The sequence below is a fragment of the Luteibacter sp. UNC138MFCol5.1 genome, from assembly GCF_900110505.1.
Taxonomy (GTDB): Bacteria; Pseudomonadota; Gammaproteobacteria; order Xanthomonadales; family Rhodanobacteraceae; genus Luteibacter.
Window position 1 is genome coordinate 108,303 of the sequence record NZ_FODZ01000005.1, and the last position, 26,203, is coordinate 134,505.

A 26,203-nucleotide genomic window follows, 5' to 3' on the forward strand; every position below is an offset into this window, starting at 1 on the left:
CCCTCATGAACGACGCGACGAAGCGCATCGCGATACTCGACGATTATCAGGGCGTCGCCCTGACGAGCGCCGACTGGTCCCCACTACGAGGCCGTGCCGACGTCACGGTCTTCCGCGACCACCTCGCCGATCGCGAAGCGCTGGCACGGCGGCTCGCGCCGTTCGACGCCATCTGCGTGATGCGCGAGCGCACGCCGGTGGACGCGGCGCTCCTCGCGGCCCTGCCGCGCCTGCGGCTCATCGCCTCGACCGGCGGAAGCAACGCCTCGATCGACGAGGAGGCCGCGGCGGCGCGTGGCGTCGAAGTCGTCCACACGCATTACTCCTCCACGCCCACGATCGAGTTCACCTGGGCGGCCATCCTCGGCCTGGTGCGCGGCATCGCGACCGAGGCGGCCTCCGTCCGCGCGGGAGGATGGCAGGTGGGTCTCGGCACCGAACTCCGCGGCAAGACGCTCGGTATCGTCGGCCTCGGCAGGATCGGTTCCCGCGTCGCGCGCATCGCCCAGGCCTTCGACATGCACGTGATCGCGTGGAGTCAGAACCTCACGGACGACGATGCGGCGGCGGCCGGCGCCACACGCGTGCCGAAGGATGCGCTCTTCGCGCGATCGGACGTGCTCACGATCCATACGCGGCTGAGCGACCGCACCCGCGGCCTCGTCGGTGCCGACCAGCTTGCGGCAATGAAGCCATCCGCGTTCCTGGTCAACAGTTCGCGCGGCCCCATCGTGGACGAGGCGGCGTTGATCGACGCCCTTCGCGAACGGCGGATCGCCGGCGCGGCCATCGACGTGTTCGCGGAGGAGCCGCTGCCGCCCGACCATCCGTTCCGTACGTTGCCGAACGTGCTGGCGACGCCGCACATCGGTTACGTCACGGAAGAGATGTACCGGACGTTCCATGGCGACACGGTGGCGAATCTGGTGGCGTGGCTCGATCGGGTGGCGGCGGTGCGGTGATGCTCGCGGCGACGGGTGCTGTCGCGAGCGCCTTTCGCGCGCGAGCGCGCTCCCACCCGAAGCCAGGTGAGTGCAGACGGATCGGCGTCAGAACGATGCGACCTTGTCGTGGTCGTTGTCGCCACTGTGCTTCGGCTTGATCGTCATCAGTTCCAGCGGCTTTCCGTCGGGAAGGCGTACTTTCCAGGCGCGCTGCAGCTCGGCCAGTGCGTCGAGGCGCGGACAGATCGTCGCGGTGCGTGATTCGAGCGCCCTGGATCGCTTGTTCATCTCGCGATTGAGCGATTTGTCCAGCGAGTCCGCGCGGGCCTGGAGCGCGGCGACCTTCGACGTGTCGCCGGAAAGCGCGGCCGTCACCGCGCTGGACGTCACCGAACCGACGAGCTCGCCGACGCCGTCGGACACCGATCCCGCGACCGTCTCGGCCATGCGGTTCGACGACCAGTGCCCGGCGCCGATGCCCTCGTCGATGGACCGCAACGAATCCGCCTGCTTGCGCTTGAGCTTCTCGAGGATCTCCGCACGCTGGTCGCCTTCCGCGAAGGTGAGCGTGACGCTCGTCATCGCCTCGTAGCTCATCGACACGCCTTCGCGGGCGATCGCGGCCACCTCGGGCACGAGCTTCCGCACGCCGTCCTCGTAACGGCGCAACGCCACGGCGTCGGCATCGGACACCGTCACCGGTTTGCCGTCGACGCGAAGGGTCCCGTCGTGGAGGAACACCTTCGCGGGGCTGCCGTCCGTCCGGTGGAACGACAGGCCGGCAGCGGTGACGTCCACGTCGAAGGGCGTCGAATAGTCGTACCGGCAGGTGTCCGTGCTGAAACTGGCGCCGCCCGCCGCGCTGGCGGACGCGGACGCGAATGCCGCGGTGGTGGCGATGGCGATGGCGATCAGCGGATGACGCATGGTCCTTCTCCCCGGGGACGAATAGGCGCAACGTCGGATGCGCCCGACACGGGGATGGTTTAAACCCCGACGGCCCGTCCGCGCGCGGGTCGTTCGTCACCGGTGACTTCCGGCAGGGTCAGGAGGCCAGGCCTCGCTCGCGCGCGTATTCGGACAGGCGACTGTCGTGATCGATGCCGAGCTTGCGCATCGCGTCGCGCTTCTGCCGGCTGACGGTCTTGACGCTGCGGCTGAGCCGCTCGGCGATCTGCGAAATCGACATGCCGCTGACGTAGAGCCGCACGACCTCGATCTCCCGGGCCGACAACCGCGCCACCTCGGAGGTGTCGTGCACGCCCGCGGCGTCGAACTGGCGTCGTATCGTGTCGCTGAGGAATGCGCGACCCGCCGCCGCCTGGCGCACGGCGACGGCGACCTCCTTCAGCGGTGCGCGCTTGTCGCACAGGCCGAGCGCGCCGCGCGACCGCATCGTGTGGAGCACGGCCGCGTTGTTCACCATCGTCAGGACGACGATGGGCAGGCGCGGATAGCGACGACGCACCAGATCGATCAGCGCGAGGCCGTCGCCGTGGCGGCCGCCGGGCATCGAGAAATCGGTGACCACGACATCGCACGGATGCGTCGCCAGCAGATCGACCAGCTGATCTCCATTGGCTGCCTCGCCGACCACGTCGATATCGCCCGTGCCTTCGAGCGCCGCGCGGGTACCCATCAGGACCACAGGGTGATCGTCGGCGATGATCGTGCGCAGAACCATGCGTTTCCTCGCAGGCGGAAAGGTGCACCCGCCCTCCGTGAGATGTGTTACTCGTCGTACCATCGTGGAGATTACAGGAAACCCCTGTGCGTGGTCGAAGGAACGCCATGACGCTATTGAGAAAACTGCCCATTTTGTGGCTCGCCGCGACCTGCGTGAACGCTTACGCGGCGCCCCTTTCTACCGGCAATGAGGCGCGGGCGATTCATGCCGATCCGGTGCGCGCGTGTGAGAACATCGGACCTCCGGAGCGACGCGAGGCCGACACGCTCGCGTCCGCGAACGCCATGGAGCGAGACGCTCGGGGACGACAGGAGTCGCCGGGCTGCGACGCGCCAGACCAGCGCGCTCCGCTGAGCGACGACGATCGCGCATGGCTCGCCAGCCTTCCGCCGTTGCGCGTCGGCATGGATCCGACGGCAGCGCCGATCTCGTTCAACGGCAAGGACGGCATTCCCACCGGACTCGCGCTCGATTACCTCGCCGACGCGCTGACATCGCTCGGCCTGCGCCATGTCGTCGTGCGCACGAGCGACTGGTCCGACACGGTCGCCCGCGCCACCGCGGGCGATATCGACTTGCTCGCTTCGGCCTCGCGCTACAACGACGCGCTCGGTCGCCGCTTCGTGTTTACCGCGCCGTATACGGAGTTTCCCATCGTCGTCGTGACGCGGGCCGATGCGGCCCCGATCGCGGGTTCGACGGATCTCGCCGGTCGGCGCGTCGTGGCGAACCTGTCGCAGGGGGCGATCGCCCGGGCGGTCGGTGCGCTTCCGGACGTCATCGCCGCCGACGTGCACTCCGTGGCGGAGGGTCTCGATGCGGTCGAGGCGGGTCGCGCGGACGCTTACATGGGGGACATCGCCACCGCCGAGTACGTCATGCGCCGCGACCATGCGGCGCGGCTCAAGCTCGCGGCGGCGACCGACGAACGCGCCGAACTCTCCATCGCCGTCGACCGACGCCTCGCCCGCCTCGTCCCCTTGCTCGACCGCGCGCTCGCCGCGGTGCCGGAACGCCGTGCCCACTCCCTGCGCAACACCTGGCTCCGCTCGGTCTATACCTGGGGCGGGTCGTGGCGCGACGTCGCGCGAAAAGCGGGCCCGTTCGGCCTCGCGCTGCTCGCGGTGCTCGGATGTCTCGCTCACGCCCATGTCCGGCTGCGCAGAGAGACGCGACGCCGGCTCGAACACGCCGAACACCTCGCGGAAGCGAAACGGGCCGCCGAGGTGGCGGCGGAAGCGAAGAGCCAGTTCCTCGCCGTGATGAGCCATGAGATCCGCACGCCGATGCACGGCATGATCGGCATGCTCGAGCTGCTCGGGGACACGCCGCTGGAACACGGGCAGCGCCGCCTGCTCGATACCGCGTCGAACTCCGCGGAGAGCCTGCTGCGCATCCTCGACGACGTGCTGGACTTCTCCCGGATCGAGGCCGGCAAGCTGAGCATCGAACGCGCGCCGCTCGACCTGCGCGACGTGGTCACCGCCGTCGCCGACCTGTTCAGGGCGCGTGCTCATGAGAAGGGTCTCACGCTCGATGTGGCGATCGATGCCGCGCTCGCCCCGTTGCTCATGGGCGACGCGACCCGGCTGCGCCAGGTGCTGCTCAACCTCGTGAGCAACGCCGTCAAGTTCACCGCGTCCGGCGGCATCGACGTCCGTGTCGACGTCGTCGACACGGAGGAGGGGCGCCAGCACCTGCGCATCCTCGTGCGGGATACCGGCATCGGCGTCGCGGCGGAGCATGTCGAACGGCTCTTCGCGCCCTTCAGCCAGGCCGAAACGTCGACCACGCGCCGCTTCGGAGGCAGCGGACTAGGACTCGCGATATGCCGACGCCTGATGGAATTGCTCGGCGGACGCATCGAAATGACGAGCGACGAGGGCATCGGAACCTGCGTGACACTCGATATCGCTCTCGACATCGTGGCGGGAAGCTTCGCCAACGAGAACCGCACACACGCACCCCGGCATGCCGGACGGCCGCTCGATGTGCTCGTGGCCGAGGACAACCCGATCAATCGCGAACTCGTCGCCGTGCAGCTCGAACGCCTCGGCCATCGCTGTCACGTCGTCCACGACGGCGGGGAAGCGCTCGACCTGCTCGCGACGCGCGAGGTCGACATCCTGCTCACCGACCTGCACATGCCGGTGATGGACGGCTATGCGTTGACGCGGACCTTGCGCGAGCGCGGCGCATCGCTTCGCATCGCGGCCATGACCGCCAACGCCATGCCGGGAGAACGGGAGCGCTGCCTCGCGCTGGGCATGGACGACTTCGTCACCAAGCCGGTCCGCCTCGCGGAGTTGGACGCCCTGCTCGGCCGTGCGTCCGCCGCCTCCCTGCCGATGCCATGGGATGACGACGCGTGGGTCGGCACGTATGGCGATCTCGCGTTGCTCCCGGCCATGGTCGAGCGGTTCATCGCCTCCACGCGCAACGACCTGGAGGCCCTGGACCGGGTCGTCGATACCACCGATGCCGCGGCGTGGGTGCACCGCGTCCTCGGCGGCATGCGCATGTTCGGCGACTCGCCCGAGTGCATGCAGGCGGAAGCGCTGCTGACGTTACTGCGCGGCGACCCTGTGGCCGGCCTCGAGGCACTGCCCGCGATACGCGCGGCGCTCGAGCGCTTCATCGTCCGGCTGGAACGTATCGCAGCGTCTTCTGTCGTCGAGGAATGAGAAACGTCTGAAAAATCCGGCCTTCATTTTCAGACTAGTCTGATATGCGGTGCCGGCGCGTTCCGCCATCCTGTCAGCGAAATCCTAAGCCGACTGCAGAGGAAGGCCGACGTGACAGAGATCATCGATTACCACATCGCCGATACGAGCGACGGCTGGGGCATCTTTCGCGAGGGCATGCAGATCGCCGTGCGGAAGGATCCCGCCGATGCCATCGCATTCGCGAACTTCTTCGCGGATCGCGAGACGCTGGCGACGCGGCAGCCGGTCATGGTGTCGGCGGACAGCTGCCTGCATCGCATGCTGGGTCTGCTCCGCGCCGCCTAACGTCCGGCGGCGCCGCCCAGATTGGTCATGTCCAGGTGCAGCAGGCGCAAACGCGCGATGTGGCGTCCGACCAGGGCGCGATCGCCCGATGTCGCTTCGAGTTTCAGGAAAGCATCGAGCAGGCGCCGCTCCATCTGCTCGAGGGTGCGGATGTAGGTCACGTCGGGATCGTGCGAAAGCTTCACCGACGCCTCCATCATCGTCCGGCGCACGCCGCTCATGGGGCCACCCGCGGTGGCCGGGCGGGCGCCGGTGGCCGTCACCTGCGACTGCAGGTCGCCGGCGATCGCGGTCAATGCATCGGCTGATTCTTCGAGGATGGCCTTGAGGCCGGGTTCGCGGACGCCGCGCGCGGCTTGCCGGTAGAGGTCGCGGTCCGCAATCACTCGCCTGATCAGGCCATTTACCACTCGGGTCGAAGTGCGTTCCATGGGCCAGACCTTAGACCCACGGCACTTAGCCGGTCCTAAACGTCAGGGATTCCGGTCAGCGGGCGGTCATTCACCGAGTTCGAGTAACTGCAACGGCCGACCCGACGCATCTTTCAGGCCCGACTGCAGGTCCACCAGTTCCTGGATCGACGGGCACAGCGCCTGGATACGAGGCTTCAGCGCCGCCTGCAGCCTGGCGACCACGCGAGCCTGACCGCCCGTCGATACCGAGGCCACGCGATCGCGCAAGGCGGCCGCGCCTTGCAGGTCGCCGCTCATGGCCAGCTGCATCGCCTCGCTGCCCACGTCCTGGGTCAGCACGGGGCCGACGTCCGCGACGATCTCCTGCGCGTAGGCGCGCATCGCGTCCTCCTGCCAGTCGCGGGTGCTCTGACTCGCGGCGATGCGGCGCTTGATGTCAGCCACGCGCGTGTCGAGCACGCGGTCGAGCTCGCCGCTGGCCACCGCGTTCGGAGCGGCCGTCGCCGCCTCGTCGCGCACGGCGCGGGCGGCGAGATCGACCCCGTCGTTCGCGATCGCCTTCGCCCTGGGAACCAGGGCGCGGACGCGGCTTTCGAACATGCCCACGCGATCCTGCTCGTCCGGACGTAACGTCACCGCACGGCCGTCGGTGCGCAGGGCGCCGTCGTGCATCGACACGCTGCGGGGCGCGCCGTCGGCGCGGTCGAAGAGCAGGGCCTCGGGCTTCACGGTCAGGTCGTAGGTGCTCGCCACACGGCACGTCGTGGCGAGATCCTGGGCGGAAGCGGCGCACGTGGCGCCGATCGCGATGGCGAAGGTCAGCAGGCGGCGTGCGTTCATGGATGCCCTTCCGGAAAACCCTTCGATAGCGGCCGGCGCGCGAATAGGGGCTGAACCGCGCTCAGAGGGAAGGTGCCGCGAACTGCTGACGGACGCGGAGGGTGCCGAGCACCCATGCGAGCCAGGCGAGCACCGGTATCGAGACGAGTTTCAGCACGACGCCGGCAAGCAGGATCGTCCGGCGGCGCGTCCACTCGGCCAGGTCGTCCGCCGAAAGCCCCGCCTGGGCCAGCACCGCGCCGACCTGCTTCCACTGGCCGAACTCGATCCAGGCCGTCCAGGCGAACCAGACGGCGAGCACGAGCGCGATCACGCGCAGGACGGAACGGCTCCAGGCGCGCCAGCGCAGCGCCGACAGCGTGACGGCGATCGTGACGAACGCGGCGAGCGCATAAGCCAGCGACCACATCAGCCGCACGCGCGGGTCGGGCACGCCGGCCGCCAGCGCCTCGGTGCTCACCGCCCCGATGGCGCCGGCGCTGACCACGGCCGCGAACGCATGGATCACGAAGCCGACCGCGGCGAGCAGCATCATGATCCATACGACGATGCGCCAGAGCGCGAAGGGCCGCGTACGCTTCGGCCCCCAGATGGCGACGGGCACGATCAGGCACCCGCCTTCTTGAGGGCCGCGATGTCGGCGAGCACCTGGCCGGAGTTCTTTTCCGGATCGACGTCCTTGTAGACCTTGACGATCTTGCCGCTGGGGTCGATCAGGAACGTCTCGCGACGGGCGTACTTCTTGCCGGTCGGGGTCGTGGTCAGCACGTCGTACTTCACAGCGACCGCGCTGTCGGCGTCGGAGAGCAGCGGGAACGGCACGTGGTACTTCTCGGCGAATTCGGCGTGCGACTTCACGTCGTCGAGGCTGACGCCGAGGACCACCGCGCCGGCCTTGTGCAGCTTGGCGGTGTCGTCGCGGTAGGTGCAGACCTCCGTCGTGCAGCCGGCCGTGAAATCCTTCGGGTAGAAGTAGAGGACGAGCCACTTGCCCTGGTGGGTTTCGAGCGTATGCCAGTCGCCCTTCTGGTCCTGGAGGCGGAAATCGGGGGCCTTGTCGCCCACGGCGGGGCCGGCGGCCCAGGCCGAGACGGTGACGAGGGACAACGCGATGAGGCTGAGGAGGCGACGCATGGGGAACCTCTGGACGAGTGGAATCGCGTGAGTGTACTCGCCGTGGCGACGATGGGATGGCGCGCACGAAAAAGCGCCCCTGGGGGCGCTTCGGTGATCGGTTGGAGCGGACCCGGCCGCGATCGTCGAGACACTAAAAGCTATCGCGGCCAGGTCCGCTCCTACACGTAAGGCGCCTTTGGCGGGTTGGCGCGGCCTGAAAGCAATCGTTCAGTGGCGCGATGTCGGTCCTTGAATGCTTCGCTAAAGCTATCGCGGCCAGGTCCGCTCCTACACGTAAGGCGCCTTTGGCGCCTTACTTGAGACGCTCGATCTCGAACTTGCTCAGGTCGACGCCGAGGTTGAAGCCGCGGCCCGTGCCGGTGACGGCCAGGGACACTTCGCCCTTGGTCATCGCGGCGCTCTCGGCCGACTTCACGATACCGGCGTTGGCGCCGCCGCTCGCGTATTCGCCGTAGATCTCGCTGATGCCCTTGACGTTGGTGAACTCGCCCTTGCCGCCTTCGATGCTGAACTTGCCGGCGGTGAGGCCGCCGCCACGCACGTGGATGATCACGTCCGCGCTCTGCCCGTTATCGCAGCGGACATGGCCGCGGCCGTCGGCCTTCTTGTAGATGGCGGCCCAGCCCGTGGTGCTGAACGTCATGTGGCACTTGGTCGCGGCCTCGGCGGCAGCCGACGGCTGGGCGGCGAAGACGCCCGCGGCGGCCAGGACGACGGCGGCGATACCCGTGATGCGCTTGATCATGTGTGGTTCTCCCTGCTTTTGAGGTGACGACGAATGGCGCGGCATGGTGGCTCGCAACCACTTACGGGGCGGATTCTCCGCTCACGAATGTGAAGAAACACGGAGCGTCGCGAGGGCCGTTCAGCGAACGAGAGGGTTTGTCGGACGGTTCGTGAAGCGCCCTCGCCGACACTTCGGGCTCGGCCTAAGATCGACCCAACCCCCAGGAGGCCATCCCCATGCCCAAGAACATCCTCGTCGGCTACGACGGTTCCGCGACCGCCCGCCGGGCCTATGGTTTCGCCCTCGAACTGGCGGCCTGCGCCGGGGCGAAGGTCCACGTGATCCGGGTCGAACAGCTGGAGAACGGGGCGGACGTCTCCGCCCTGCTCATGACCGACAACAGCGACGATCGGCTGCGCGCGCTGCGGGACGAGGTCGCCGGCCTCGCGCAGGGTGGCGGGGTGCCGGTCGACGTCGAGCTGCTCCAGGGGAGCCCCGGGGATGCCCTGCTCTCCTATGTCGCCCGGCACGGCGTGGATCACATCGTGATCGGCCACAGCGAACGGGGCGCCCTGGCCCGCTGGCTGGTCGGTTCGACCTCGACGGACGTGCTCGCGAAAGCCCATGTGCCGGTCACCGTGGTGCGCTGACGGCCCGCCTTTGTCACAATCCGGTCATTGCCCGAAGGGGGCGCACGACCAAGTGATCGAGGAACACCCGCAGTGAGCTATGCCGCCACCTTGCCATGGACGCTCGAAAAACTGGACCTCTCGCGCATCGAGATCGAGAAGGTCAGGGCCAACGAAGACCTTTTCCTGCTGCTCTGCAGCTCGTCGTTCGTCGAGAGCGGGTCCGATCTCTACACGCACAACCTCGTCGACCATTTCGCCGGCGACGACGAACTGCAGGGCTGGCTCCGCGATCATTGGGAGCACGAGGAACTCCAGCACGGCCGCGCCCTCGCGGCCTACGTGAAGCACGTCTGGCCCGAGTTCGACTGGGATACCGGCTTCCGCAACTTCTTCGCGCATTACGGCTCGGTGTGCACCGCCGAGGAGCTGGAGCCCAACCGCGGCCTCGAGCTCGCGGCGCGCTGCGTCGTGGAGACGGGCACCGCGAGCCTCTATCGCGCGCTCAACGACGTCACCGACGAACCCGTGCTGCGCGAGCTGACCAACCTCATCAAGAGCGACGAGGTGCGTCATTACAAGCATTTCTACCAGCACTTCCGCGTCTATCGCACGCGCGACCGCATCGGCCGCCTGAGCACCTTCCGCACGCTGCTCAAGCGCCTGCGCGAGATCAAGAACGAGGACAGCGACATCGCGCTGCGCCACGTGTTCAACGTGCGCTATCCGGAAAAGGCGCACGACGACGCGGAGTTCCGCCGGATCACGGCGCGCGCGGAAGGCCTGCTCAAGCGGCACATCCCCGCGGAGATGACCGTGAAGATGCTGCTGCGTCCGCTGGATCTTCCGCCGAAGCTCAACGCGATGCTCGAGTGGCCGCTGACGCGGATCACCGAGAAGCTGTTCCTGCACTGATCGTCGTACCGGCCCTCGCCGGTGCGACGGTGCGGGTCATTTCTTCTTCGGCAGCGCCGTCCACTTGTCCGGATCGAACCCGCCGGTCTCGAACGTCAGCGTGGTTTCGCCGCGGCTGATGGTGACCACGTCGATGGTCAGGCGTTTCGTTTTCGCCAGGTCCTTCAGGAACTGGGCGTCGTTGCGGAACAGCAGCGCCGGTTCGCCGGTCGGCGGCCGGAACGCCTTGATCGTCTTCGTCTTGCCGTCGAACGTCGCCTTCAGCGAGCAGTCGCCCTTGCAGACGAAGCCCTTCCCGCTCGTGGCATAGAGGAACACGCTCTGCCCCCAGGCGGTGTGGCGGCGCAGGATCAGCCGTACCGTCTGGTCGCCGGTGGGCCGGCTCGACTGGATCGTCGCCGTGCTCTGCGTGCCGCCCTGCATGGGCGAGGTCTGGTAGAGCCACAGCGCCGCCAGGCGATTCTTCTCGCTCGTGGCCTTGTAGTTGGCTTCGAGCCCGTCGAGCGTCTTCTTCACCTCGGTCGCCGCCGGCGTGTCCGGATACTTGTCGACGATCTCGTGGCCGAGCTGCACCGCCGGGCCGTCGTTGTGCAGTTTGACGAGCTGCTGGTAAGTCTCGAGCTTCTTCGCCGCTTCCTCGGCCTGGTTGTTCGCGGCGGGCGCCTGCGCGGCCTGCTGGTCCTGCGGCGACGAACAGGCGGTGGCGAGCGCGGCGCTGGCGAGAAGGATGGCGATACGGCGCATGATCTTGCGAACCCCCGGCAGGAAAGGACCTAGCTTCGCCGATAGGGCCGCGCCGATCAATTTCGCGCGGCGGCCGGGAGTAAAATCGGGGATCGCCTCAAAGGAACGCCCATGCCGCCATCTTCCCCCGGAGCGGTGTCGCTGCTTCGCTATCGCGCCTTCGTGCAGTTCTGGTTCGCGAAGAACGCCTCCAGCTTCGGCTTCCAGATGATGTCGGTCGCGGTCGGCTGGCAGGTCTACGAGATCACCCACCGTGCCCTCGACCTCGGCCTCATCGGCCTCGCCCAGTTCATTCCCTCGGTGCTCCTCGCCCTCCCCGCCGGTCACGTCGCCGACCAGTTCGATCGCCGCCGCATCGTCACGGTCTGCCAGGCCGTCGAATGGATCGCCATCGCCCTGCTCGCCGGCTTCAGCCTGTCGGGGCACCTGAACGAAGCCGGCATCCTGGGGCTGGTCTTCGTCGTGAGCACCGCCAAGGCCTTCGAGTTTCCGGCGCTGCAATCGATGCTGCCCGCGCTCGTGCCGGCGACGGTGCTGCCGCGTGCGATGGCCGCGAACGCCGCGGCCGGCCAGGCCGCGATGATCGCCGGACCGGCCCTCGGCGGCCTGCTCTACGTCGCCGGCGCCGCGACGGTCTACGGCGTATCCGCCCTGCTCTACCTGGTCGCGCTGGCGCTGATGACGCGACTGGCGTACGACCACCTGCCGCCGCGCCGCGAACCGGCGACGCTGAAAACCCTCTTCGCGGGCGTGCATTTCATCCGCCATCGGCCGGCGGTCTTCGGCGTCATCTCGCTCGACCTCTTCGCGGTGCTGCTGGGCGGCGCCACGGCGCTGCTGCCGATCTTCGCGAAGGACATCCTCCACACGGGCCCCTGGGGGCTCGGCGTGCTCCGGGCCGCTCCCGCCGTGGGCGCCCTCCTCATGTCGCTCTGGCTGACACGCCATTCGCTGGAACGCCGGGTCGGCCCGATCATGTTCGCCTCGGTGGCCGGATTCGGCGTGGCCACGCTGGTCTTCGCCCTGTCCACCACCCTGTGGCTTTCGGTGACGGCCCTGTTCGCCCTCGGCGCGTTCGACATGGTCAGCATGGTCATCCGCGGCGCGCTCGTCCAGCTGGAAACCCCGGACGACATGCGCGGCCGCGTCAGCGCGGTCAACGCGATCTTCGTGAACACCTCCAACCAGCTGGGCGAGTTCGAATCCGGCCTGCTGGCCGCCGCCCTGGGCGCGGTCAACGCGACCCTGATCGGCGGCATCGGCACCCTGGTCGTGGTGGGCCTCTGGATGTGGTGGTTTCCCTCGCTGCGCCGCCGGCAAGGCCTGGTATCCGACCCGGAGCCGGTCGAAGGCGCCACCGGCACCATCTGACACGGACGAAAAAACGTGCTATTGGTTGGCCGTCTATACCTCCAAAAGGGGACGGTATCACCATGAAGCGCCTGCTCGTCGCCATTCTCGTTCTCACCGCCGCGCCCGCGTTCGCGGCGCATACGTCGCCCGCCAGCCTCGACGCCGCGCTCGCCCAGGGCAAGCGCGAGAACAAGCCGGTCCTCGTCGATTTCCAGGCGGTGTGGTGTTACTCGTGCTACTTCATGGCGAGCCACGTGCTCAACGGCAAGGAGTGGGACGACCTCAACAGCAAGGTCGTGTTCTACGAGGCGGATGCCGACAAGCCGGCCGACAAGGCCTGGATGACGAAGTGGAACGTCCACTTCCTGCCCACCTATGTCGCCATCGGCCCCGACGGCGAAGAGCTCGGCCGCATCCTCGCGGAGCGTCCGCGCGACACGTTCTACAAGGAGGTGGCCGGCATCCTGTCCGGCGACGCGCGCCTGTCGAAGCTGAAGGCGGATGCGGCGAAGGGCTCGATGGCGGCGGTCGCCGACGTGCTCGATACCTACCAGCTGCACTATGCCGGCAAGGAGGGCATGGCCTGGTTCGCCACCCTGCCGCCGATGGTGCGGAACGTGTCCGACAAGGACAAGCGCGTGGCGTTGGCGAAGCAACGCCTCCTGCTGCTGCAGGCGAAGGACGCGAAGGACGACAAGGGCATCGTCGATGCCGCGACGAAGGTGCTGGCCGGCGACATCGGCTGCGAGCGTCCCTACGTGCTCGACGACCTCGTCGGCGCCAGCAAGTCGCAGCCGGACGCCGATCGCAAGACACTGCTCGCGCCGCAGAAGGCACCGTACGAATCGTTCCTGTCCACCCAGGTCTTCACCGCCGCGCCCGCGTGCGCCGATCAGCGGAGCGCGGTACTCACCGCCGCTGACCTCGACGCGGCCCTCGGCGATACCGCCGGGGAGCAGGCGGTCCTGCGCAAGGCCATCGATCTCAGCCGCGAGAAGCTCCACGGCGATCTCCGCAGCGACCGCAACCTCGCCGACAACCTTCGGGTCTACCTCGTCCGCGCGAAGGCCGGCGATGAACTCGACACGCTGGAGAAGCAGCTGATCGCCGCCTGGCCCGACGACTACGTCTACAACTATCGCTACGGCAGGCGCCTGGTCGAAAGCGGCAAGGCGGCCGAAGCCCTTCCCTATCTCGATGCGGCCGCGAAGAAAGCCTACGGTGCGAACCGCATCGTCGTCGCGACCTACCAGGTGAAGGCGCTGCGTGCCACGAATCGCGACGCGGAGGCGAAGAAGGTGGTCGCCGCCACCACGGCCGCCGAAGGCAAGGCGTTTCCGGATCAGGTGAAGAAACTGCAGGCATCGTTGACGTCGGCCGGCTGACCGCACCTGTTACGCTGCCGGCTCCCTCATGAGAGAGCCGGCACATGATCGTCGTCCACCACCTCAACAACTCGCGATCGCAGCGCGTGCTCTGGCTGCTGGAAGAACTCGGCCTCCCCTACGAGATCGTCCGCTACGAGCGCGACCCGAAGACGATGCTTGCGCCGAAGGCGCTGCGCGACGTCCATCCGCTCGGCAAGTCGCCAGTCGTCGTGGACGGGGACGTGACGGTGGCCGAGTCCGGCGCGATCGTGGAATACCTGGTCGACCGCTACGGCGAAGGGCGGCTCAGGCCCGCGGCCGGGACGCCGGAAGCGCTTCGCTACCGCTATTTCCTGCATTATGCGGAAGGCTCGGCGATGCCCCAGCTCCTGCTGAAGCTCGTCTTCACCCGCATGGAGACCGCGCCGGTGCCGTTCTTCGCCAAGCCGATCGCGCGCATGCTCGCGCGCGGGGCGCAGAAGACCTTCGTCGACCCCCAGCTGAAGCTGCACCTGGATTATCTGGAATCGCAGCTCGCCGACGCGGACTACTTCGCGGGAGACACCCTGACCGCGGCGGACATCCAGATGAGCTTCCCGCTGGAGGCCGCCGCGAGCCGTGCCGGGCTGGACGCCTCGCGGCCGCGCCTGAAGGCGTTCCTCGCGCGGATCCATGCGCGTCCCGCCTATCGCGCGGCGCTGGAGCGCGGCGGCGAGTACGCACTCGCACGCTGAATGCCTGTTCAATCCGGCTTCCCACGTTTACATCGTACTCACGGCAGCGAACGCAAAGTCGGGACCCGTCAGTAACGAGCTTCACAGGGAGCCTTCCGATGAGCAGAAATCGCGAATTCGCACGTCAGGTGGAGAGCGCCGTCAACGGCGTTTCCGGCCGCGTCCGTCATTACGCCGACGAGGCCACGGGTGTCGGCAGCGACCTGCTGGAACGCAGCCGGCGCGTCACCAACAAGCTCGCCAGCCGCGGAAACGGCAAGCGCGTCCGTTACCTCGCCGAGGACTTCGCCGACGAGGCGACGTACCAGTACCGCAAGCTGCGCAAGCAGGTGCGCCGCAATCCGGGTGTGACCATCGGCATCGCCGCCGCGGCGATCGGGACGTTCCTGCTGATCCGCCACGCGCTGCGCGACGACGATTGAAGCCTCCTGCAGGGCAGGGCGAAGCCGGGAGCGATCCCGGCTTTTTTTTGGCCTCGCGAAACGCGCGTCAGGGAACGGGGTGCTGCTCGACCACCTTGTCGACGTGCCATGTCACGCGGGACGCGTCCGCAGGCGCGTCGCTGGCGTGCACCTCGGTGATCTTCAGCAGGTACTCGTTGCCCTGCTTCCATTCGAACCCTTCCACGGGCGCGTAATTGAGCTGCCAGGGCTGCGTCGGCTCCTCGCGGTACTGCAGGCATTCCGTCTTCATCACACCGTTCGTGCACGGCGCCTTGGTCGATGCGATGTAGAGCAGCCGCGAGCGCGAGCCATGCTCGACGGGACCGGTGGCACAGGCGGTGATGGCGAGAACGGCGATGGCCGGAAGTGCGATGCGCATGACGGAGCGACCCTTGAATCGTTGTGGCACAGGTAATAGCAGCCGCAGTATGGACGAGGCGTGATGCGAAAACGACGAAGGCCGGATCGCTCCGGCCTTCGTCGCGTCAGCATTCGATGGCGGTCAGACCGTCATCGGGTTCGGCTTGTCCATGTCGAGCTTGTATTCCTTGATGGCGCGGCTGACGTCCTTGGCGTTGACCTTGCCTTCCTTCGCGAGGGCGGCGAGCGCGGCCTGGGCGATCCAGTAGCGGTCGACCTCGAAGTGGGAACGCAGGTTGGCGCGGGTATCGCTACGACCGTAGCCGTCCGTGCCGAGCACCGTGTAGCGCATGCCGTCCGGCATGAACGCACGGATCTGGTCGGCGAACTCGCGGACGTAATCGGTGGCGGCGATCGCCGGACCCTGGCGATCGGCCAGCAGGCCGGTGACGTACGGCACGCGCTGCGGGCTTTCCGGATGCAGACGGTTCCAGCGCTCGGCGTCGAAGCCTTCGCGACGCACTTCCGAGAAGCTCGGCACCGACCAGATGTCGGACGTGACGCCGAAGTCCTTCTCGAGCAGCTCCGCCGCGGCGATGACTTCGCGCAGGATGGTGCCCGAGCCCATCAGCTGCACGCGCGGCTCGTTCTTCTTCGCCTTGCCGCCGTCCTTGAACAGGTACATGCCCTTGACGATGCCTTCCTCGCTGCCCTTCGGCAGGTCGGGGTGGGCATAGTTCTCGTTCATGACGGTGATGTAGTAGTAGACGTCTTCCTGCTCCTGCATCATGCGGCGCGTGCCGTCCTGCAGGATCACCGCCAGCTCGTACGAGAACGTGGGGTCGTACGACACGACGTTCGGGATCGCGCCGGAGAGCAGGTGCGAATGGCCGTCCTCGTGCTGCAGGCCTTCGCCGTTGAGCGTGGTGCGGCCCGAGGTGCCACCGATGAGGAAGCCGCGCGCGCGCATGTCGCCCGCCGCCCAGCACAGATCGCCGATGCGCTGGAAGCCGAACATCGAGTAGTAGATGAAGAACGGCAGCATCGGCGTGTTGCTGACGCTGTAGCTCGTCGCCGCCGCGAGCCAGGCGCTCATGCCGCCGGCTTCGCTGATGCCTTCCTGCAGCACCTGGCCCTTCTGGTCCTCGCGGTAGTACAGCAGCTGGTCGGCATCCTGCGGACGGTACTTCTGGCCGAACGGCGCGTAGATGCCGATCTGGCGGAACATGCCCTCCATGCCGAACGTGCGCGCTTCGTCGGCGACGATCGGCACGATGCGCGGACCGAGCTCCTTGTCTCGGAGCATGAGGTTCATGCCGCGAACGAGCGCCATTGTGGTCGAGATCTCGCGATCGCCGGAGCCCTTGGTGATCTGCTCGAAGGCGTCGAGCGACGGCGCCTTGAACGACTGGTCGGCCTTGCGGCGACGCTGCGGCAGCGAACCGCCGAGCGCGCGACGGCGCTCGAGCATGTACTGCACTTCCTCCGAGTCCTTGCCCGGATGGTAGAACGGCACGTCCGCGAGCTTGTCGTCGGGCACGGGGATGTTGAAGCGGTCGCGGAACGCGCGGATCGCCTCGTCGTCCATCTTCTTGGTGTTGTGCGCCGGGTTCTGCGACTCGCCGGCGGCGCCCATGCCGTAACCCTTCACCGTCTTGGCGAGGATCACGGTCGGCATGCCCGTGGTGTTCACGGCCGCATGGTACGCCGCGTACACCTTGTGCGGATCGTGGCCGCCACGGTTGAGGCGCCAGATGTCGTCGTCGGACATGTTGGCGACGAGCGCGGCGGTCTCCGGGTACTTGCCGAAGAACTTCTCACGCGTGTACGCGCCGCCGAAGGCCTTGCACGCCTGGTACTCGCCGTCGACCGTTTCCATCATCAGCTGGCGCAGCTTGCCCGAGGTGTCGCGCGCCAGGAGCGGATCCCAGTAGCTGCCCCAGACGACCTTGATCGCGTTCCAGCCCGCGCCGCGGAAGACGCCTTCCAGCTCCTGGATGATCTTGCCATTGCCGCGAACCGGACCATCGAGGCGCTGGAGGTTGCAGTTGATGACGAAGATCAGGTTGTCGAGGCCCTCGCGGCCGGCGAGCGCGATCGCGCCCAGCGATTCCGGCTCGTCCGACTCGCCGTCGCCCATGAAGCACCAGATCTTGCGATCGGTCTTCGGCATCAGGCCACGGTGCTCGAGGTACTTCCAGAACTGCGCCTGGTAGATCGCCTGGATGGGACCGAGGCCCATCGAGACGGTCGGCGCCTGCCAGTAGTCCGGCATCAGGTACGGGTGCGGATACGACGACAGGCCACGACCCTTGCCGGCCACTTCCATGCGGAAGAGGTCCAGCTGGTCTTCGCTCAGGCGGCCTTCCAGGAACGAGCGCGCGTACACGCCCGGGGCCGAGTGGCCCTGGTGGAACACGAGGTCGCCCGGATGGTCGGCGCTCGGCGCGCGCCAGAAGTGGTTGAAGCCGACGTCGTACAGCGTCGCCGACGAGGCGAAGCTGGAGATATGGCCGCCGAGGTCGCCCGGCTTGCGATTGGCGCGCACGACCGTCGCCAGCGCGTTCCAGCGGATCAGGGAGCGGATGCGCCATTCGATCGCGGCGTCGCCCGGGCTGCGCGCTTCCATGTGCGGCGGGATGGTGTTGACGTACTCGGTGGTCGGATCGAACGGCAGGTAGCCGCCGGCGCGACGCGTGGAGTCGACCATGCGCTCCAGCAGGAAGTGCGCGCGCTCGGTGCCGTCGTGGTTGATGACGGCGTTGAGCGACTCGACCCATTCACGGGTTTCGGTGGGGTCGAGGTCCTGATTCAGGGAATCGTCGATCTGGTCCATGGATGCTCCGCTCGCGCGTGACGCGCGCTCATGGGGACTGAAGGAGGCCGCTGGGGTGGCGGGAAAACCTTTCCATGATAGCGCAACGTTTCCGGATACGCGGCCGTATGGCGGTTTGGATCGTGTCAAACCCTACCCAGCCGTGACCTTCGTAGGAGCGCGCCCTGCGCGCGACCGCTCTTCGCCCCTGTCCTCAAGGCCGGCGCGCCAGCTCCGGGCGCCGGCCTCGAAACATGTCGAGCGCAGGGCGCGCTCCTATCTGAGGAGCACGCCGGTCAGCATTTCAAATCAATCGGTTACGACGGTCCGGGGCTTGCCTGCGCGGATCTGGGCTTCGACGCACGCCACCGAGGTCATGTTGACCACGCGACGGACCGTGGCCTGCGGCGTCAGGATGTGCGCCGGCTTGGCCACGCCCATGAGGATCGGGCCGATCACGACGCCGTCGCAGAGGACGCGGACCATGTTGTAGGCCGTGTTGGCGGCATCGAGGTTCGGGAAGACGAACACGTTGGCCTTACCCTCCAGCCGCGAGTTCGGGAAGATCCGCTCGCGGAGCTCGGGGGTGAGCGCCACGTCGGCCTGCATCTCGCCCTCGACTTCCAGCTTGGGCACGCGCTCGCGGATCAGCTTGAGCGCCTCGCGCATCTTGCGCGAATTGCGCGTCTCGCGGCTGCCGAAGTTGGAGTTCGAGAGCAGCGCGATCTTGGGCTGGATGCCGAACAGCTTCAGGCGGATGGACGCCTGGAGCGTCGCCTCGGCGATCTGCGCGGCCGTCGGGTCCTCCTGCACGTACGTGTCGAGGAAGAAGAACGTGCCCTTCTCGGTGGCGACGGCCGCCATGGCCGAGGCCTCGGCGAGGCCCTCGTCCAGGCCGATGATGTCGCAGATGTAATCGAGCTTGCTCTGGTACGTGCCCACGAGGCCGCAGATCATCGCGTCGGCCTCGCCGCGCTCGACCATCAGCGCCGCGATCACCGTGGGACGCGAGCGGACCACGGCCTTGGCCGACGCGGGCGTGACGCCGCGACGCTCCATGATCGAGTGGTAGAGGCGCCAGTAGTCCTCGAAGCGCGGATCCGAGTGGATGTTGCACATCTCGAAGTCGACTCCGGGCTTCATGCGCAGGCCCGCCCGCGCGATGCGCTTCTCGATGACGTCGGGACGGCCGACGAGGATCGGGCGCGCCAGCCCTTCGTCGACGACGGTCTGCACGGCGCGCAGCACGGTCTCTTCCTCGCCCTCGGCGTAGACGACGCGCTTCGGATCGGCCTTCGCGCGATCGAACACCGGCTTCATCAGCAGCCCGGTGCGGAAGACGAAGCTCGTCAGCTTCTCGATGTACGCCGGGAAGTCCTCGATCGGACGCTCGGCCACGCCCGAGTCCATCGCGGCGCGCGCGATGGCCGGCGGCAGCTGGATCAGGAGGCGCGGATCGAACGGCTGCGGGATCAGGTAGTCCGGACCGAAGCTCGGCGGCTTGCCGCCATACGCGCGGGCGCTGACGTCCGACGACTCGCGACGCGCCAGCTCGGCGATGGCCTGCACGCAGGCCACCTTCATCGCTTCGTTGATGACGGACGCGCCGACGTCGAGCGCGCCGCGGAAGAGGTACGGGAAGCACAGCGCGTTGTTGACCTGGTTCGGGTAATCCGAACGGCCCGTCGCCATGATGCAGTCCGGGCGCACCGCCTTCGCGTCTTCCGGCAGGATCTCCGGATTGGGGTTCGCGAGCGCGAAGATGATCGGGCGCTCCGCCATCGTGGCGACCATCTCCGGCTTGAGGATGCCGCCGGCGGAAAGGCCGAGGAAGATGTCCGCGCCCTCGACGATCTCGGCGAGGGTCCGCTTGTCGGTGTCGCGCGCGTAACGCTGCTTGTCGGGGTCCAGATCGGTGCGGCCGCTGTGAAGCACGCCGTCGCGATCGAACGCGAGGATGTTCTCCTTCTTCATGCCGAGCGTCACCAGCATGTCGACGCAGGAGATGCCCGCCGCGCCCATGCCGGTGGTCGCCAGCTTCACGTCCTCGATCTTCTTGCCGGTGACGAGCAGCGCGTTGATGACGGCGGCGCCGACGATGATCGCGGTACCGTGCTGATCGTCGTGGAACACGGGGATCTTCATGCGCTCGCGCAGCTTGCGCTCGACGATGAAGCACTCGGGTGCCTTGATGTCCTCGAGATTGATCCCGCCGAACGTGGGCTCGAGGCTGGCGATGATGTCGACCAGCTTGTCGGGATCGGTCTCGTTGATCTCGATGTCGAACACGTCGATGCCGGCGAACTTCTGGAACAGGACGCCCTTGCCTTCCATCACCGGCTTGCTCGCCAGCGCGCCGATGTTGCCCAGCCCGAGCACCGCGGTGCCGTTGGAAATCACGGCGACGAGGTTGGACCGCGCGGTCAGGTCCGCCGCTTCGCGCGGATCGGCCACGATCGCGTCGCACGCCGCGGCCACGCCGGGCGAGTACGCGAGCGACAGGTCGCGCTGGGTGAGCAGCGACGTGGTCGGCGTGACCTTGATCTTTCCCGGACGGGGAAGGCGGTGGTATTCGAGAGCGGCTTGCCTCAGTTCCTCGGAGATGGCCATGGGATCCTGTGGGACGTGATAACGGAAGGAAGAGCGCTGGCGGGCCGTCGGGCTCCGCGCAAGCGGCCATGGTAGCACCGCCCCACGCGGGCTCCGCCCTCGACGTTGTGATGCATTGCGACAAGCAGTGATATCGAAAACGACCTTTCGAAAGGACGCGTGCCGGCATTGCGCGACCGTGCGGCTGCGTACGCTCGCCGGCTCCTCTCGCAAGCACGAGCCGTCATGCGCCGTTTCGCCCTGCTCCTCACCCTCTTCGCCGTCATCGCGTCACCCGCCGCCGTGGCGGCCGACGCCTCGTCCGACGCCCTGCGCGACGCCCTGCTCGCGCTGCCCATCGGCGCACCCGATTCGGGCGTGCCGGTCGAGTTGCCTGTCGGCGACGGCGCCTCGTCCACCTTCGAGCTGCGCGATTCGCGCACCGTGCCGCCCGGCCTCGCGCGACGCTTCCCGGGACTGCGGAGTTTCCGGGGCGTGGATCCGCTCGACCGCACGGCCCGCCTCGATCTGGCGAACGACGATCTCCGGCTCGCGGTGCGCGACGGCGCGAACGAATGGGTGGCGCGTGCCACGAAGGGGGGCGGATGGACGGCGCCGGCGTCGGCGAGCCCGGCCGACGCGAAGGTGGTGCCGCCAGTCCCCGGCGCCGGCAAGGCGGATTCGCGCAAGGGACACGCGTCCGGAGCCAACGCCCGTGCCCAAGGCGGCGTGCGTTACGACTTCCGCCTCGCGGTCGCCACGGACAGCGGGTACGCGACGAAAGCCGGAGGTACCGTCGCGCAGACGCTCGGCGAGGTGGTCCACCTCGTCAACCGGGCGAACGAGGTGTTCGAAACGGACATGGGCGTCCACTTCACGCTCGTGGAAGACAGCGACCGGTTGATCCCGATACGGGCACGCCAGGATCCGTTCCTGCGTGGCGATCCCGTCCCCACGGCGGTCGAATGGATCGACGGCATCGTCGGTGGGGCGAACTACGACATCGGTCATGCGCTGCTGGACATGTCGGGCGGACAAAGCGAGGTCAGCACCTCGTGCAGCGACGCCCGCGACGCCGACTTCATGGCGACCCACAAGGCGGCCGCATGGAGCGGAACGAAAGAACCGGCGACGTCGCCGCAGGGCCTCGACTTCTTCATCCACGTCCTCGGGCGCCAGCTCGGCGCGTGGCCGACGGCCGCGGGGTGCCAGCGCGACGCGCTAGGCGATCACGCGGTCGAACCTGGCAGCGGGAGCACGGCGATGGGATACGCGTCGGCGACCTGCGCGCCCGCCGCGACGCTGCAGGCGCGCGCGGATCGCTACTTCCATGCCGTGAGCATCGGCCAGATGCACGACTGGCTTTCGTCGCTCGGCGGCCGCTGTGCGACGAAGCGGCTGAACGGCGCGACCGCGCCGTGGATCGACCCACGCCAGCTCGACGAATGGATCGTCGTGCCCGCGCGCACGCCCTTCGCGCTCGAGGCGCTCGCCACACCCGGCGAGCGCGGCCGCCGGTTGACGTACGCGTGGGAACAGGTGGGCGCGTATGGCGGCGCAGGTGCGGACACCGACGGCATCCTGTTCCGCTCATGGCCGCCGACGACGTCCGGCCGGCGCACGTTTCCGCGCATGGCGGACGCGTTGCGCGGTCAGGACGGCGGAACGGGCGAGCGCCTGCCCACGGGGACGCGCACGCTGGCTTTCACGCTGACCGTCCGCGACAACGCGGGCGAGTCGTCGACGCTCGCCCAGGCGAACGCGCGCGTGCACGTCGTCGATACCGGCCAGGCTTTCGCCGTCGACGTTCCCGCGACGGCGACAGCCGGCCAATCGATGCCGCTGCGCTGGAACGTTGCCGGCACCGATGCCGACCCGATCGCCTGCCACTTCGTCGACGTCGACCTGTCGCTCGATGGCGGTGACGACTGGACCACGATCGCCGTGGACGAACCGAACGACGGCGACGCGGCGCCGGTGTTGCCGGACCACATCGCCAGCGATCGTGCGCGCGTGCGGGTCCGGTGCGACAGACGTCCGTTCTTCGCAGTGACCACGTCGGACTTTTCCGTCGTGAAGCGCGCGGCGCGCTGACATTGACTACGGGTGACGCCGACAGCACGACCGCCACCCCGTCTGGCCTCATGGGCGCCTTTCCGGCTCCCGCCGGTTCTCACCAGGAAGGTCCACTCCATGCGCCTGAAAACAACGCTCTCCTTCGCCATCGCGGCGTGCCTCGGCACCGCCTCCATGAGCGCCACCGCCGCCTCGCTGTGGCGTGACGGCCCGACGGTCTCGACGACCGCGGCCCGGGCCGCGGATACCGACATGCCGTCGCGCTACCGCAGCGTGATCCTCGACCGGGCCGGGCTGGCGGCGACGCGCTCCGCTCGCGGCGCGGCTCCCGCGCGCCTCGAACTGCCGCTGCCCGATGGCGGGCAGACCGTGTTCGAGCTGGAGGACGCGAACGTCCTTCCGGCCTCCCTCGCGGCGAAATACCCGAACCTGCGAAGCCTCAAGGGCAAGGACGCGGCGGGCCGTAAGGTCCGCCTCGACATCGCACGCGACGGCGTGCACGCCATCGTCCGCGACGAAGCCGGCGACTGGATGCTTCGCCCCGAATCCGCGGGCGGTAGCCGCGCGAAGGGCGCCGATCGCCACATCGTCTTCCGTCGCGCCGATGCGCCCATGTCGGCCTGGACCGAAAGCGCGGGCATCGGCAGCGCGGCCACGATCGCCCCAGGCGCCGCACCGTTCCGCCGTGGCGCCGCTCCGGAGGGTACACCCGTGCTGCGCACGTTCCGCCTGGCCATGACCGCCACATCAAGCTACACCGCGAAGATGGGCGGCACGATCGAGGACGGGCTCGCCGGCATCGTTCGCACGGTCAACCGCGTCAACGCGATCTTCGAGAACGATCTCGGCGTGCACTTCGTCCTCGCGGAGAACAACGACCGTCTCGTTTTCCCGAACAAGGCACTCGACCCGTTCGAGCTCGCAGCGCCGGGCGCCGGCCTGTCCGACTTCGACGCCGCCACCATGAACGTCCTCGTCACCCGGGAAAAGCTCGGGGAAGACGCGTTCGACGTGGGCCACCTGCTCGATGGCCGGCGGGATGCCGGCGTGGCCGGCCAGATCGGGAACACCTGCATGCCGTGGTCGGGTGACGAGGCACGCCTGCACCAGGCGAAGGCGGCCGGCATGACGGGCAGCGCGCATCCGTTCGGCGACGCGTTCCACGTCGACTTCGTCGCGCACGAACTCGGCCATCAGTTCGGCGCACACCACACGTTCAATGGCTGCACCGGCGATCACGAGGACACCGACTCCAACGTGGAGCCGGGCAGCGGTTCCACGATCATGGGATACGCGGGCATCTGTCCCCGGAACAACCTGCAGGCCCATAGCGACGCCTACTTCCACGCCGCCAGCATCGAGCAGATCGGGACGTGGCTCGACGGCATCGGTGGCGAGTGCGCCGCCACGCGACCCAATACGGCGCCGGTGCCCGTCATCGATACCACGGGGTGGAACAAGCCGGTCCTGGTGCCCGCACAGACTCCTTTCCGCCTGCAGGCGGTGGCATCGTTCGCCGATCCGCGCGCGAACATCACCTATACGTTCGAGCAGATGGACAAGGGGCCCTTGCAGCCCGCGGATGAGGATCTGGTGGACCTGAGGCGCGGTGCCCTATTCCGCTCGCGACCGCCGCAGGCCCGCGGCGAGCAGACCTTCCCTGCCATGGACGTTCTGCTCGGCAACGAGCCGGAGGGTCTCGGCGACGCGCTGCCGCAGTACGACCGCAACCTGCATTTCCGCCTGACGGCACGCGACAACCGCGACCACCGGTCGCATGTCGTGAGCGCCGACCGCACGGTACGCGTGGTCGACACGGGCGAGGCGTTCGCGATCGAGGCGCCGGCCGCGGGCACCGTGCTGAGGCGCGGCAAGGCACGACAGGTGCGCTGGAATGTGGCCGGCACCGCCGTCGCTCCCATCGGTTGCCCCAAGGTCGACATCGATCTCTCGGTCGATGGTGGCAAGACGTTCCTCGCCACGCCACTCGCTGTCGCCGTGGCCAACAAGGGCCGTGCCACCGTCACCCTCCCCGCGGAGATGACGCCGACCCGGAACGCACGCCTGCGTGTCGAATGCGCCGACGGTCGCTTCTTCGCGCTGTCGCCGGAGATCGAGATCCGCTGAGCGAACGGTCAGAGGCCGAGGGAAATTTCCTCGGCCTCCACCCCCGCCATGTGGATGTGATTGACGAACAGGGAAAACGCGAGCTTGCCGGCCAGTCCATGCACGTGTTGCATCCATGGCGGCAGGTACCGCGGTTCGGCGATGTCGCCGGCGACGAAGTGCGATTCGAGGCTCAGCACATCGTGCAACGCGAGCTTGCCGGCGAACAGGTTGCGCAGGAGATCGAGCCGACGCTGGCGGAGCGCCCAGCGGAAGAACGTGTGCACGGCGAGCAGGCCGCTCAGGTAGACGTTGTCCTTGGCGAAGGCCGAGCCGCCGGTCAGCGGCACGCCGCGGAACACGCGCTGCGCGGAGTGGAAGCTGTCGGGGACGTTCTGGCCGCATTCGCGGAAGTAACGGAACACCTCCACGAAATCGGCGCCGTTGAGCGCCATGTCGATCGCGAGGATGCGGAGGCTGATGCGTTTCAGGCGCGAGATGTCGATGGCGCCCGACATCAGTTCGGCGAACACCGCCAGGCCTTCCTGTGTCGCCGTGACGCGCGGCGACGTGCGTGCCAGCGATGCGAGCACCGGCTGTTCCCTGCCGTTGAGCGCCGTGAGCGAATGCACGAAGGCTTCGTGCGCCAGCAGCTGGTGACGGTCGTACTCCGTGAAGCGCACGCCACCGCGCAACCGGATGCGCGTCGCGCCGGCCGCGGCCTTCGCGGTGAGCTCGGGATCGACCTCGACGGCGATCGTGCCGGGCGCGAAGAACGCGTCCAGCCGCTCGGTCATGTCGCGGCGCAGTTCCTCGGCCGGGATCGTGCCGGTCGCGTCCTCCGTTTCGAGATCGGCGCCGAGTTCGTCCGCCAGGTCGACGAAGTAACGCGCCGCGTCCAGATTGCTGCGATTGCTGCCGGGAATGGCGTCGCCAGGCTTCCCATAGAGCGCCACCGAGGCCTGCGTCACGCCATCGGTGCCCGCCGCGTCCAGCATCCCGGTCGCGACGCGCCAGGATTCCGCCGTCCGCCGGAGGTATTCGGCGATCGGGTGATCTTCGTCGGCCTCGGCCTCGATCGCCTCGAGTTCGGCGCGCGTGTCGCCGAGGTCCGGCGGCCTGTAACGGATGTCGGGCAGCGAGAGCCGGCCGGCCCCGAATTCGGCGATCAGCCGCTCTTCGACCGACGCCGGCCACGAGATCGTGGGCAGGATGCGGATGGTGCGGACCGCCGCGAGCAGGCGCTGGTCGAGCGCCGCGTAGCGCTGCATCTCGGGCGAGAGGTGGAACGGGGCGGCCTGGGCGTGCATGGT

23 protein-coding genes are annotated in these 26,203 nt (G+C 68.1%); 11 read left to right on the forward strand and 12 right to left on the reverse strand.

The features are described 5' to 3' along the window. The first annotated feature begins 5 nt into the window (after positions 1-5). Complete coding sequence (locus BMY69_RS14670) at positions 6-962, forward strand: D-2-hydroxyacid dehydrogenase family protein (RefSeq protein ID WP_090179630.1); 957 nt, start codon at positions 6-8, stop codon at positions 960-962. 87 nt (positions 963-1,049) lie between these two features. On the opposite strand, the gene BMY69_RS14675 is transcribed toward BMY69_RS14670, so the two are convergent. Together BMY69_RS14675 and BMY69_RS14680 are read right to left on the reverse strand one after the other, a co-directional pair. After that, positions 1,050-1,871: a DUF2884 family protein gene (locus tag BMY69_RS14675; protein ID WP_090179633.1), complete on the reverse strand. Its 822-nt coding sequence runs from the start codon at positions 1,869-1,871 to the stop codon at positions 1,050-1,052. Between the two features lie 118 nt (positions 1,872-1,989). Next, positions 1,990-2,628, reverse strand: coding sequence for a response regulator (locus BMY69_RS14680; RefSeq protein ID WP_254779386.1), 639 nt, complete (start codon positions 2,626-2,628; stop codon positions 1,990-1,992). Positions 2,629-2,915: 287 nt separating this feature from the next. Between BMY69_RS14680 and BMY69_RS14685 the strand changes: the two genes are divergently transcribed. Both BMY69_RS14685 and BMY69_RS14690 read left to right on the forward strand, forming a co-directional pair. Beyond that, the gene (locus BMY69_RS14685) at positions 2,916-5,315 is read left to right on the forward strand and encodes an ATP-binding protein (protein ID WP_177191191.1); all 2,400 of its coding nucleotides are present in this window, start codon (positions 2,916-2,918) and stop codon (positions 5,313-5,315) included. Between the two features lie 111 nt (positions 5,316-5,426). Continuing rightward, positions 5,427-5,642, forward strand: a complete 216-nt coding sequence (locus tag BMY69_RS14690; RefSeq protein WP_090057350.1) for a hypothetical protein — start codon at positions 5,427-5,429, stop codon at positions 5,640-5,642. Here the strand turns inward: BMY69_RS14690 and BMY69_RS14695 are convergent. The 5 genes from BMY69_RS14695 to BMY69_RS14715 all read right to left on the reverse strand — a co-directional run bounded on the left by BMY69_RS14695 (position 5,639) and on the right by BMY69_RS14715 (position 8,777). Further along, positions 5,639-6,073, reverse strand: coding sequence for a PA2169 family four-helix-bundle protein (locus tag BMY69_RS14695; protein WP_090057352.1), 435 nt, complete (start codon positions 6,071-6,073; stop codon positions 5,639-5,641). The two genes, BMY69_RS14690 and BMY69_RS14695, sit on opposite strands and share 4 nt — an antisense overlap. Positions 6,074-6,139: 66 nt before the next feature. Next, positions 6,140-6,895 carry a DUF2884 family protein gene (locus BMY69_RS14700; protein WP_090179639.1) on the reverse strand — a complete coding sequence of 252 codons (756 nt, stop codon included), beginning with the start codon at positions 6,893-6,895 and terminating at the stop codon, positions 6,140-6,142. 61 nt (positions 6,896-6,956) lie between these two features. Then, positions 6,957-7,499, reverse strand: coding sequence for a hypothetical protein (locus tag BMY69_RS14705; protein WP_090179641.1), 543 nt, complete (start codon positions 7,497-7,499; stop codon positions 6,957-6,959). Positions 7,500-7,501: 2 nt separating this feature from the next. Beyond that, positions 7,502-8,029: a peroxiredoxin gene (locus tag BMY69_RS14710; RefSeq protein WP_090057358.1), complete on the reverse strand. Its 528-nt coding sequence runs from the start codon at positions 8,027-8,029 to the stop codon at positions 7,502-7,504. A gap of 295 nt (positions 8,030-8,324) precedes the next feature. After that, a complete protein-coding gene (locus tag BMY69_RS14715) occupies positions 8,325-8,777 on the reverse strand; it encodes a hypothetical protein (RefSeq protein WP_090057361.1) in 453 nt (150 codons plus the stop codon). A gap of 218 nt (positions 8,778-8,995) precedes the next feature. Here BMY69_RS14715 and BMY69_RS14720 point away from each other — a divergent pair, with 218 nt between their 5' ends. After that, positions 8,996-9,409, forward strand: coding sequence for a universal stress protein (locus tag BMY69_RS14720; RefSeq protein WP_090057363.1), 414 nt, complete (start codon positions 8,996-8,998; stop codon positions 9,407-9,409). Between the two features lie 72 nt (positions 9,410-9,481). Beyond that, positions 9,482-10,303, forward strand: coding sequence for a ferritin-like domain-containing protein (locus BMY69_RS14725; RefSeq protein ID WP_090179644.1), 822 nt, complete (start codon positions 9,482-9,484; stop codon positions 10,301-10,303). Between the two features lie 36 nt (positions 10,304-10,339). On the opposite strand, the gene BMY69_RS14730 is transcribed toward BMY69_RS14725, so the two are convergent. Continuing rightward, a complete protein-coding gene (locus tag BMY69_RS14730; RefSeq protein WP_090179646.1) occupies positions 10,340-11,047 on the reverse strand; it encodes a hypothetical protein in 708 nt (235 codons plus the stop codon). Positions 11,048-11,158: 111 nt separating this feature from the next. Here BMY69_RS14730 and BMY69_RS14735 point away from each other — a divergent pair, with 111 nt between their 5' ends. From BMY69_RS14735 to BMY69_RS14750, 4 genes are all read left to right on the forward strand, one after another. Then, on the forward strand, positions 11,159-12,418 hold the full coding sequence (locus BMY69_RS14735) for an MFS transporter (protein ID WP_090179649.1): 1,260 nt from the start codon (positions 11,159-11,161) through the stop codon (positions 12,416-12,418). 62 nt (positions 12,419-12,480) lie between these two features. Continuing rightward, the gene (locus BMY69_RS14740) at positions 12,481-13,785 is read left to right on the forward strand and encodes a thioredoxin family protein (RefSeq protein WP_090179651.1); all 1,305 of its coding nucleotides are present in this window, start codon (positions 12,481-12,483) and stop codon (positions 13,783-13,785) included. 44 nt (positions 13,786-13,829) lie between these two features. After that, positions 13,830-14,501 (forward strand): glutathione S-transferase, encoded by a 672-nt coding sequence (locus BMY69_RS14745; protein ID WP_090179654.1) that lies wholly within the window; start codon positions 13,830-13,832, stop codon positions 14,499-14,501. 98 nt (positions 14,502-14,599) lie between these two features. Next, entirely contained in the window at positions 14,600-14,923 is a 324-nt protein-coding gene (locus tag BMY69_RS14750; protein ID WP_090179655.1) for a hypothetical protein, read from the forward strand. A gap of 67 nt (positions 14,924-14,990) precedes the next feature. Here the strand turns inward: BMY69_RS14750 and BMY69_RS14755 are convergent, their stop codons facing one another. From BMY69_RS14755 to BMY69_RS14765, 3 genes are all read right to left on the reverse strand, one after another. Further along, positions 14,991-15,323 (reverse strand): DUF4377 domain-containing protein, encoded by a 333-nt coding sequence (locus tag BMY69_RS14755; protein WP_090179658.1) that lies wholly within the window; start codon positions 15,321-15,323, stop codon positions 14,991-14,993. Positions 15,324-15,446: 123 nt separating this feature from the next. Continuing rightward, a complete protein-coding gene (aceE, locus tag BMY69_RS14760; protein ID WP_090057380.1) occupies positions 15,447-18,140 on the reverse strand; it encodes a pyruvate dehydrogenase (acetyl-transferring), homodimeric type in 2,694 nt (897 codons plus the stop codon). 288 nt (positions 18,141-18,428) lie between these two features. Continuing rightward, positions 18,429-20,729 (reverse strand): NADP-dependent malic enzyme, encoded by a 2,301-nt coding sequence (locus BMY69_RS14765; RefSeq protein ID WP_090057383.1) that lies wholly within the window; start codon positions 20,727-20,729, stop codon positions 18,429-18,431. Positions 20,730-20,954: 225 nt separating this feature from the next. Here BMY69_RS14765 and BMY69_RS14770 point away from each other — a divergent pair, with 225 nt between their 5' ends. Together BMY69_RS14770 and BMY69_RS14775 are read left to right on the forward strand one after the other, a co-directional pair. Beyond that, positions 20,955-22,802, forward strand: a complete 1,848-nt coding sequence (locus tag BMY69_RS14770) for a reprolysin-like metallopeptidase (RefSeq protein ID WP_090179659.1) — start codon at positions 20,955-20,957, stop codon at positions 22,800-22,802. 99 nt (positions 22,803-22,901) lie between these two features. Continuing rightward, the gene (locus BMY69_RS14775) at positions 22,902-24,911 is read left to right on the forward strand and encodes a reprolysin-like metallopeptidase (protein WP_090179661.1); all 2,010 of its coding nucleotides are present in this window, start codon (positions 22,902-22,904) and stop codon (positions 24,909-24,911) included. 8 nt (positions 24,912-24,919) lie between these two features. Here the strand turns inward: BMY69_RS14775 and BMY69_RS14780 are convergent, their stop codons facing one another. Then, positions 24,920-26,200, reverse strand: a complete 1,281-nt coding sequence (locus BMY69_RS14780; RefSeq protein ID WP_090057391.1) for a flavohemoglobin expression-modulating QEGLA motif protein — start codon at positions 26,198-26,200, stop codon at positions 24,920-24,922. Positions 26,201-26,203 lie beyond the last annotated feature (3 nt).

Excerpts from the sequence above, each read along its gene's own strand:
- BMY69_RS14775 (WP_090179661.1), top strand. The coding sequence starts at position 22,902 with ATGCGCCTGAAAACAACGCTCTCCTTCGCCATCGCGGCGTGCCTCGGC.
- BMY69_RS14710 (WP_090057358.1), bottom strand. The coding sequence starts at position 8,029 with ATGCGTCGCCTCCTCAGCCTCATCGCGTTGTCCCTCGTCACCGTCTCG.
- BMY69_RS14750 (WP_090179655.1), top strand. The coding sequence starts at position 14,600 with ATGAGCAGAAATCGCGAATTCGCACGTCAGGTGGAGAGCGCCGTCAAC.
- BMY69_RS14685 (WP_177191191.1), top strand. The coding sequence starts at position 2,916 with ATGGAGCGAGACGCTCGGGGACGACAGGAGTCGCCGGGCTGCGACGCG.
- BMY69_RS14770 (WP_090179659.1), top strand. The coding sequence starts at position 20,955 with ATGCGCCGTTTCGCCCTGCTCCTCACCCTCTTCGCCGTCATCGCGTCA.
- BMY69_RS14700 (WP_090179639.1), bottom strand. The coding sequence starts at position 6,895 with ATGAACGCACGCCGCCTGCTGACCTTCGCCATCGCGATCGGCGCCACG.
- BMY69_RS14780 (WP_090057391.1), bottom strand. The coding sequence starts at position 26,200 with ATGCACGCCCAGGCCGCCCCGTTCCACCTCTCGCCCGAGATGCAGCGC.
- BMY69_RS14730 (WP_090179646.1), bottom strand. The coding sequence starts at position 11,047 with ATGCGCCGTATCGCCATCCTTCTCGCCAGCGCCGCGCTCGCCACCGCC.
- BMY69_RS14735 (WP_090179649.1), top strand. The coding sequence starts at position 11,159 with ATGCCGCCATCTTCCCCCGGAGCGGTGTCGCTGCTTCGCTATCGCGCC.
- BMY69_RS14720 (WP_090057363.1), top strand. The coding sequence starts at position 8,996 with ATGCCCAAGAACATCCTCGTCGGCTACGACGGTTCCGCGACCGCCCGC.
- aceE (WP_090057380.1), bottom strand. The coding sequence starts at position 18,140 with ATGGACCAGATCGACGATTCCCTGAATCAGGACCTCGACCCCACCGAA.
- BMY69_RS14745 (WP_090179654.1), top strand. The coding sequence starts at position 13,830 with ATGATCGTCGTCCACCACCTCAACAACTCGCGATCGCAGCGCGTGCTC.
- BMY69_RS14670 (WP_090179630.1), top strand. The coding sequence starts at position 6 with ATGAACGACGCGACGAAGCGCATCGCGATACTCGACGATTATCAGGGC.
- BMY69_RS14695 (WP_090057352.1), bottom strand. The coding sequence starts at position 6,073 with ATGGAACGCACTTCGACCCGAGTGGTAAATGGCCTGATCAGGCGAGTG.
- BMY69_RS14765 (WP_090057383.1), bottom strand. The coding sequence starts at position 20,729 with ATGGCCATCTCCGAGGAACTGAGGCAAGCCGCTCTCGAATACCACCGC.
- BMY69_RS14740 (WP_090179651.1), top strand. The coding sequence starts at position 12,481 with ATGAAGCGCCTGCTCGTCGCCATTCTCGTTCTCACCGCCGCGCCCGCG.
- BMY69_RS14755 (WP_090179658.1), bottom strand. The coding sequence starts at position 15,323 with ATGCGCATCGCACTTCCGGCCATCGCCGTTCTCGCCATCACCGCCTGT.
- BMY69_RS14680 (WP_254779386.1), bottom strand. The coding sequence starts at position 2,628 with ATGGTTCTGCGCACGATCATCGCCGACGATCACCCTGTGGTCCTGATG.
- BMY69_RS14675 (WP_090179633.1), bottom strand. The coding sequence starts at position 1,871 with ATGCGTCATCCGCTGATCGCCATCGCCATCGCCACCACCGCGGCATTC.
- BMY69_RS14715 (WP_090057361.1), bottom strand. The coding sequence starts at position 8,777 with ATGATCAAGCGCATCACGGGTATCGCCGCCGTCGTCCTGGCCGCCGCG.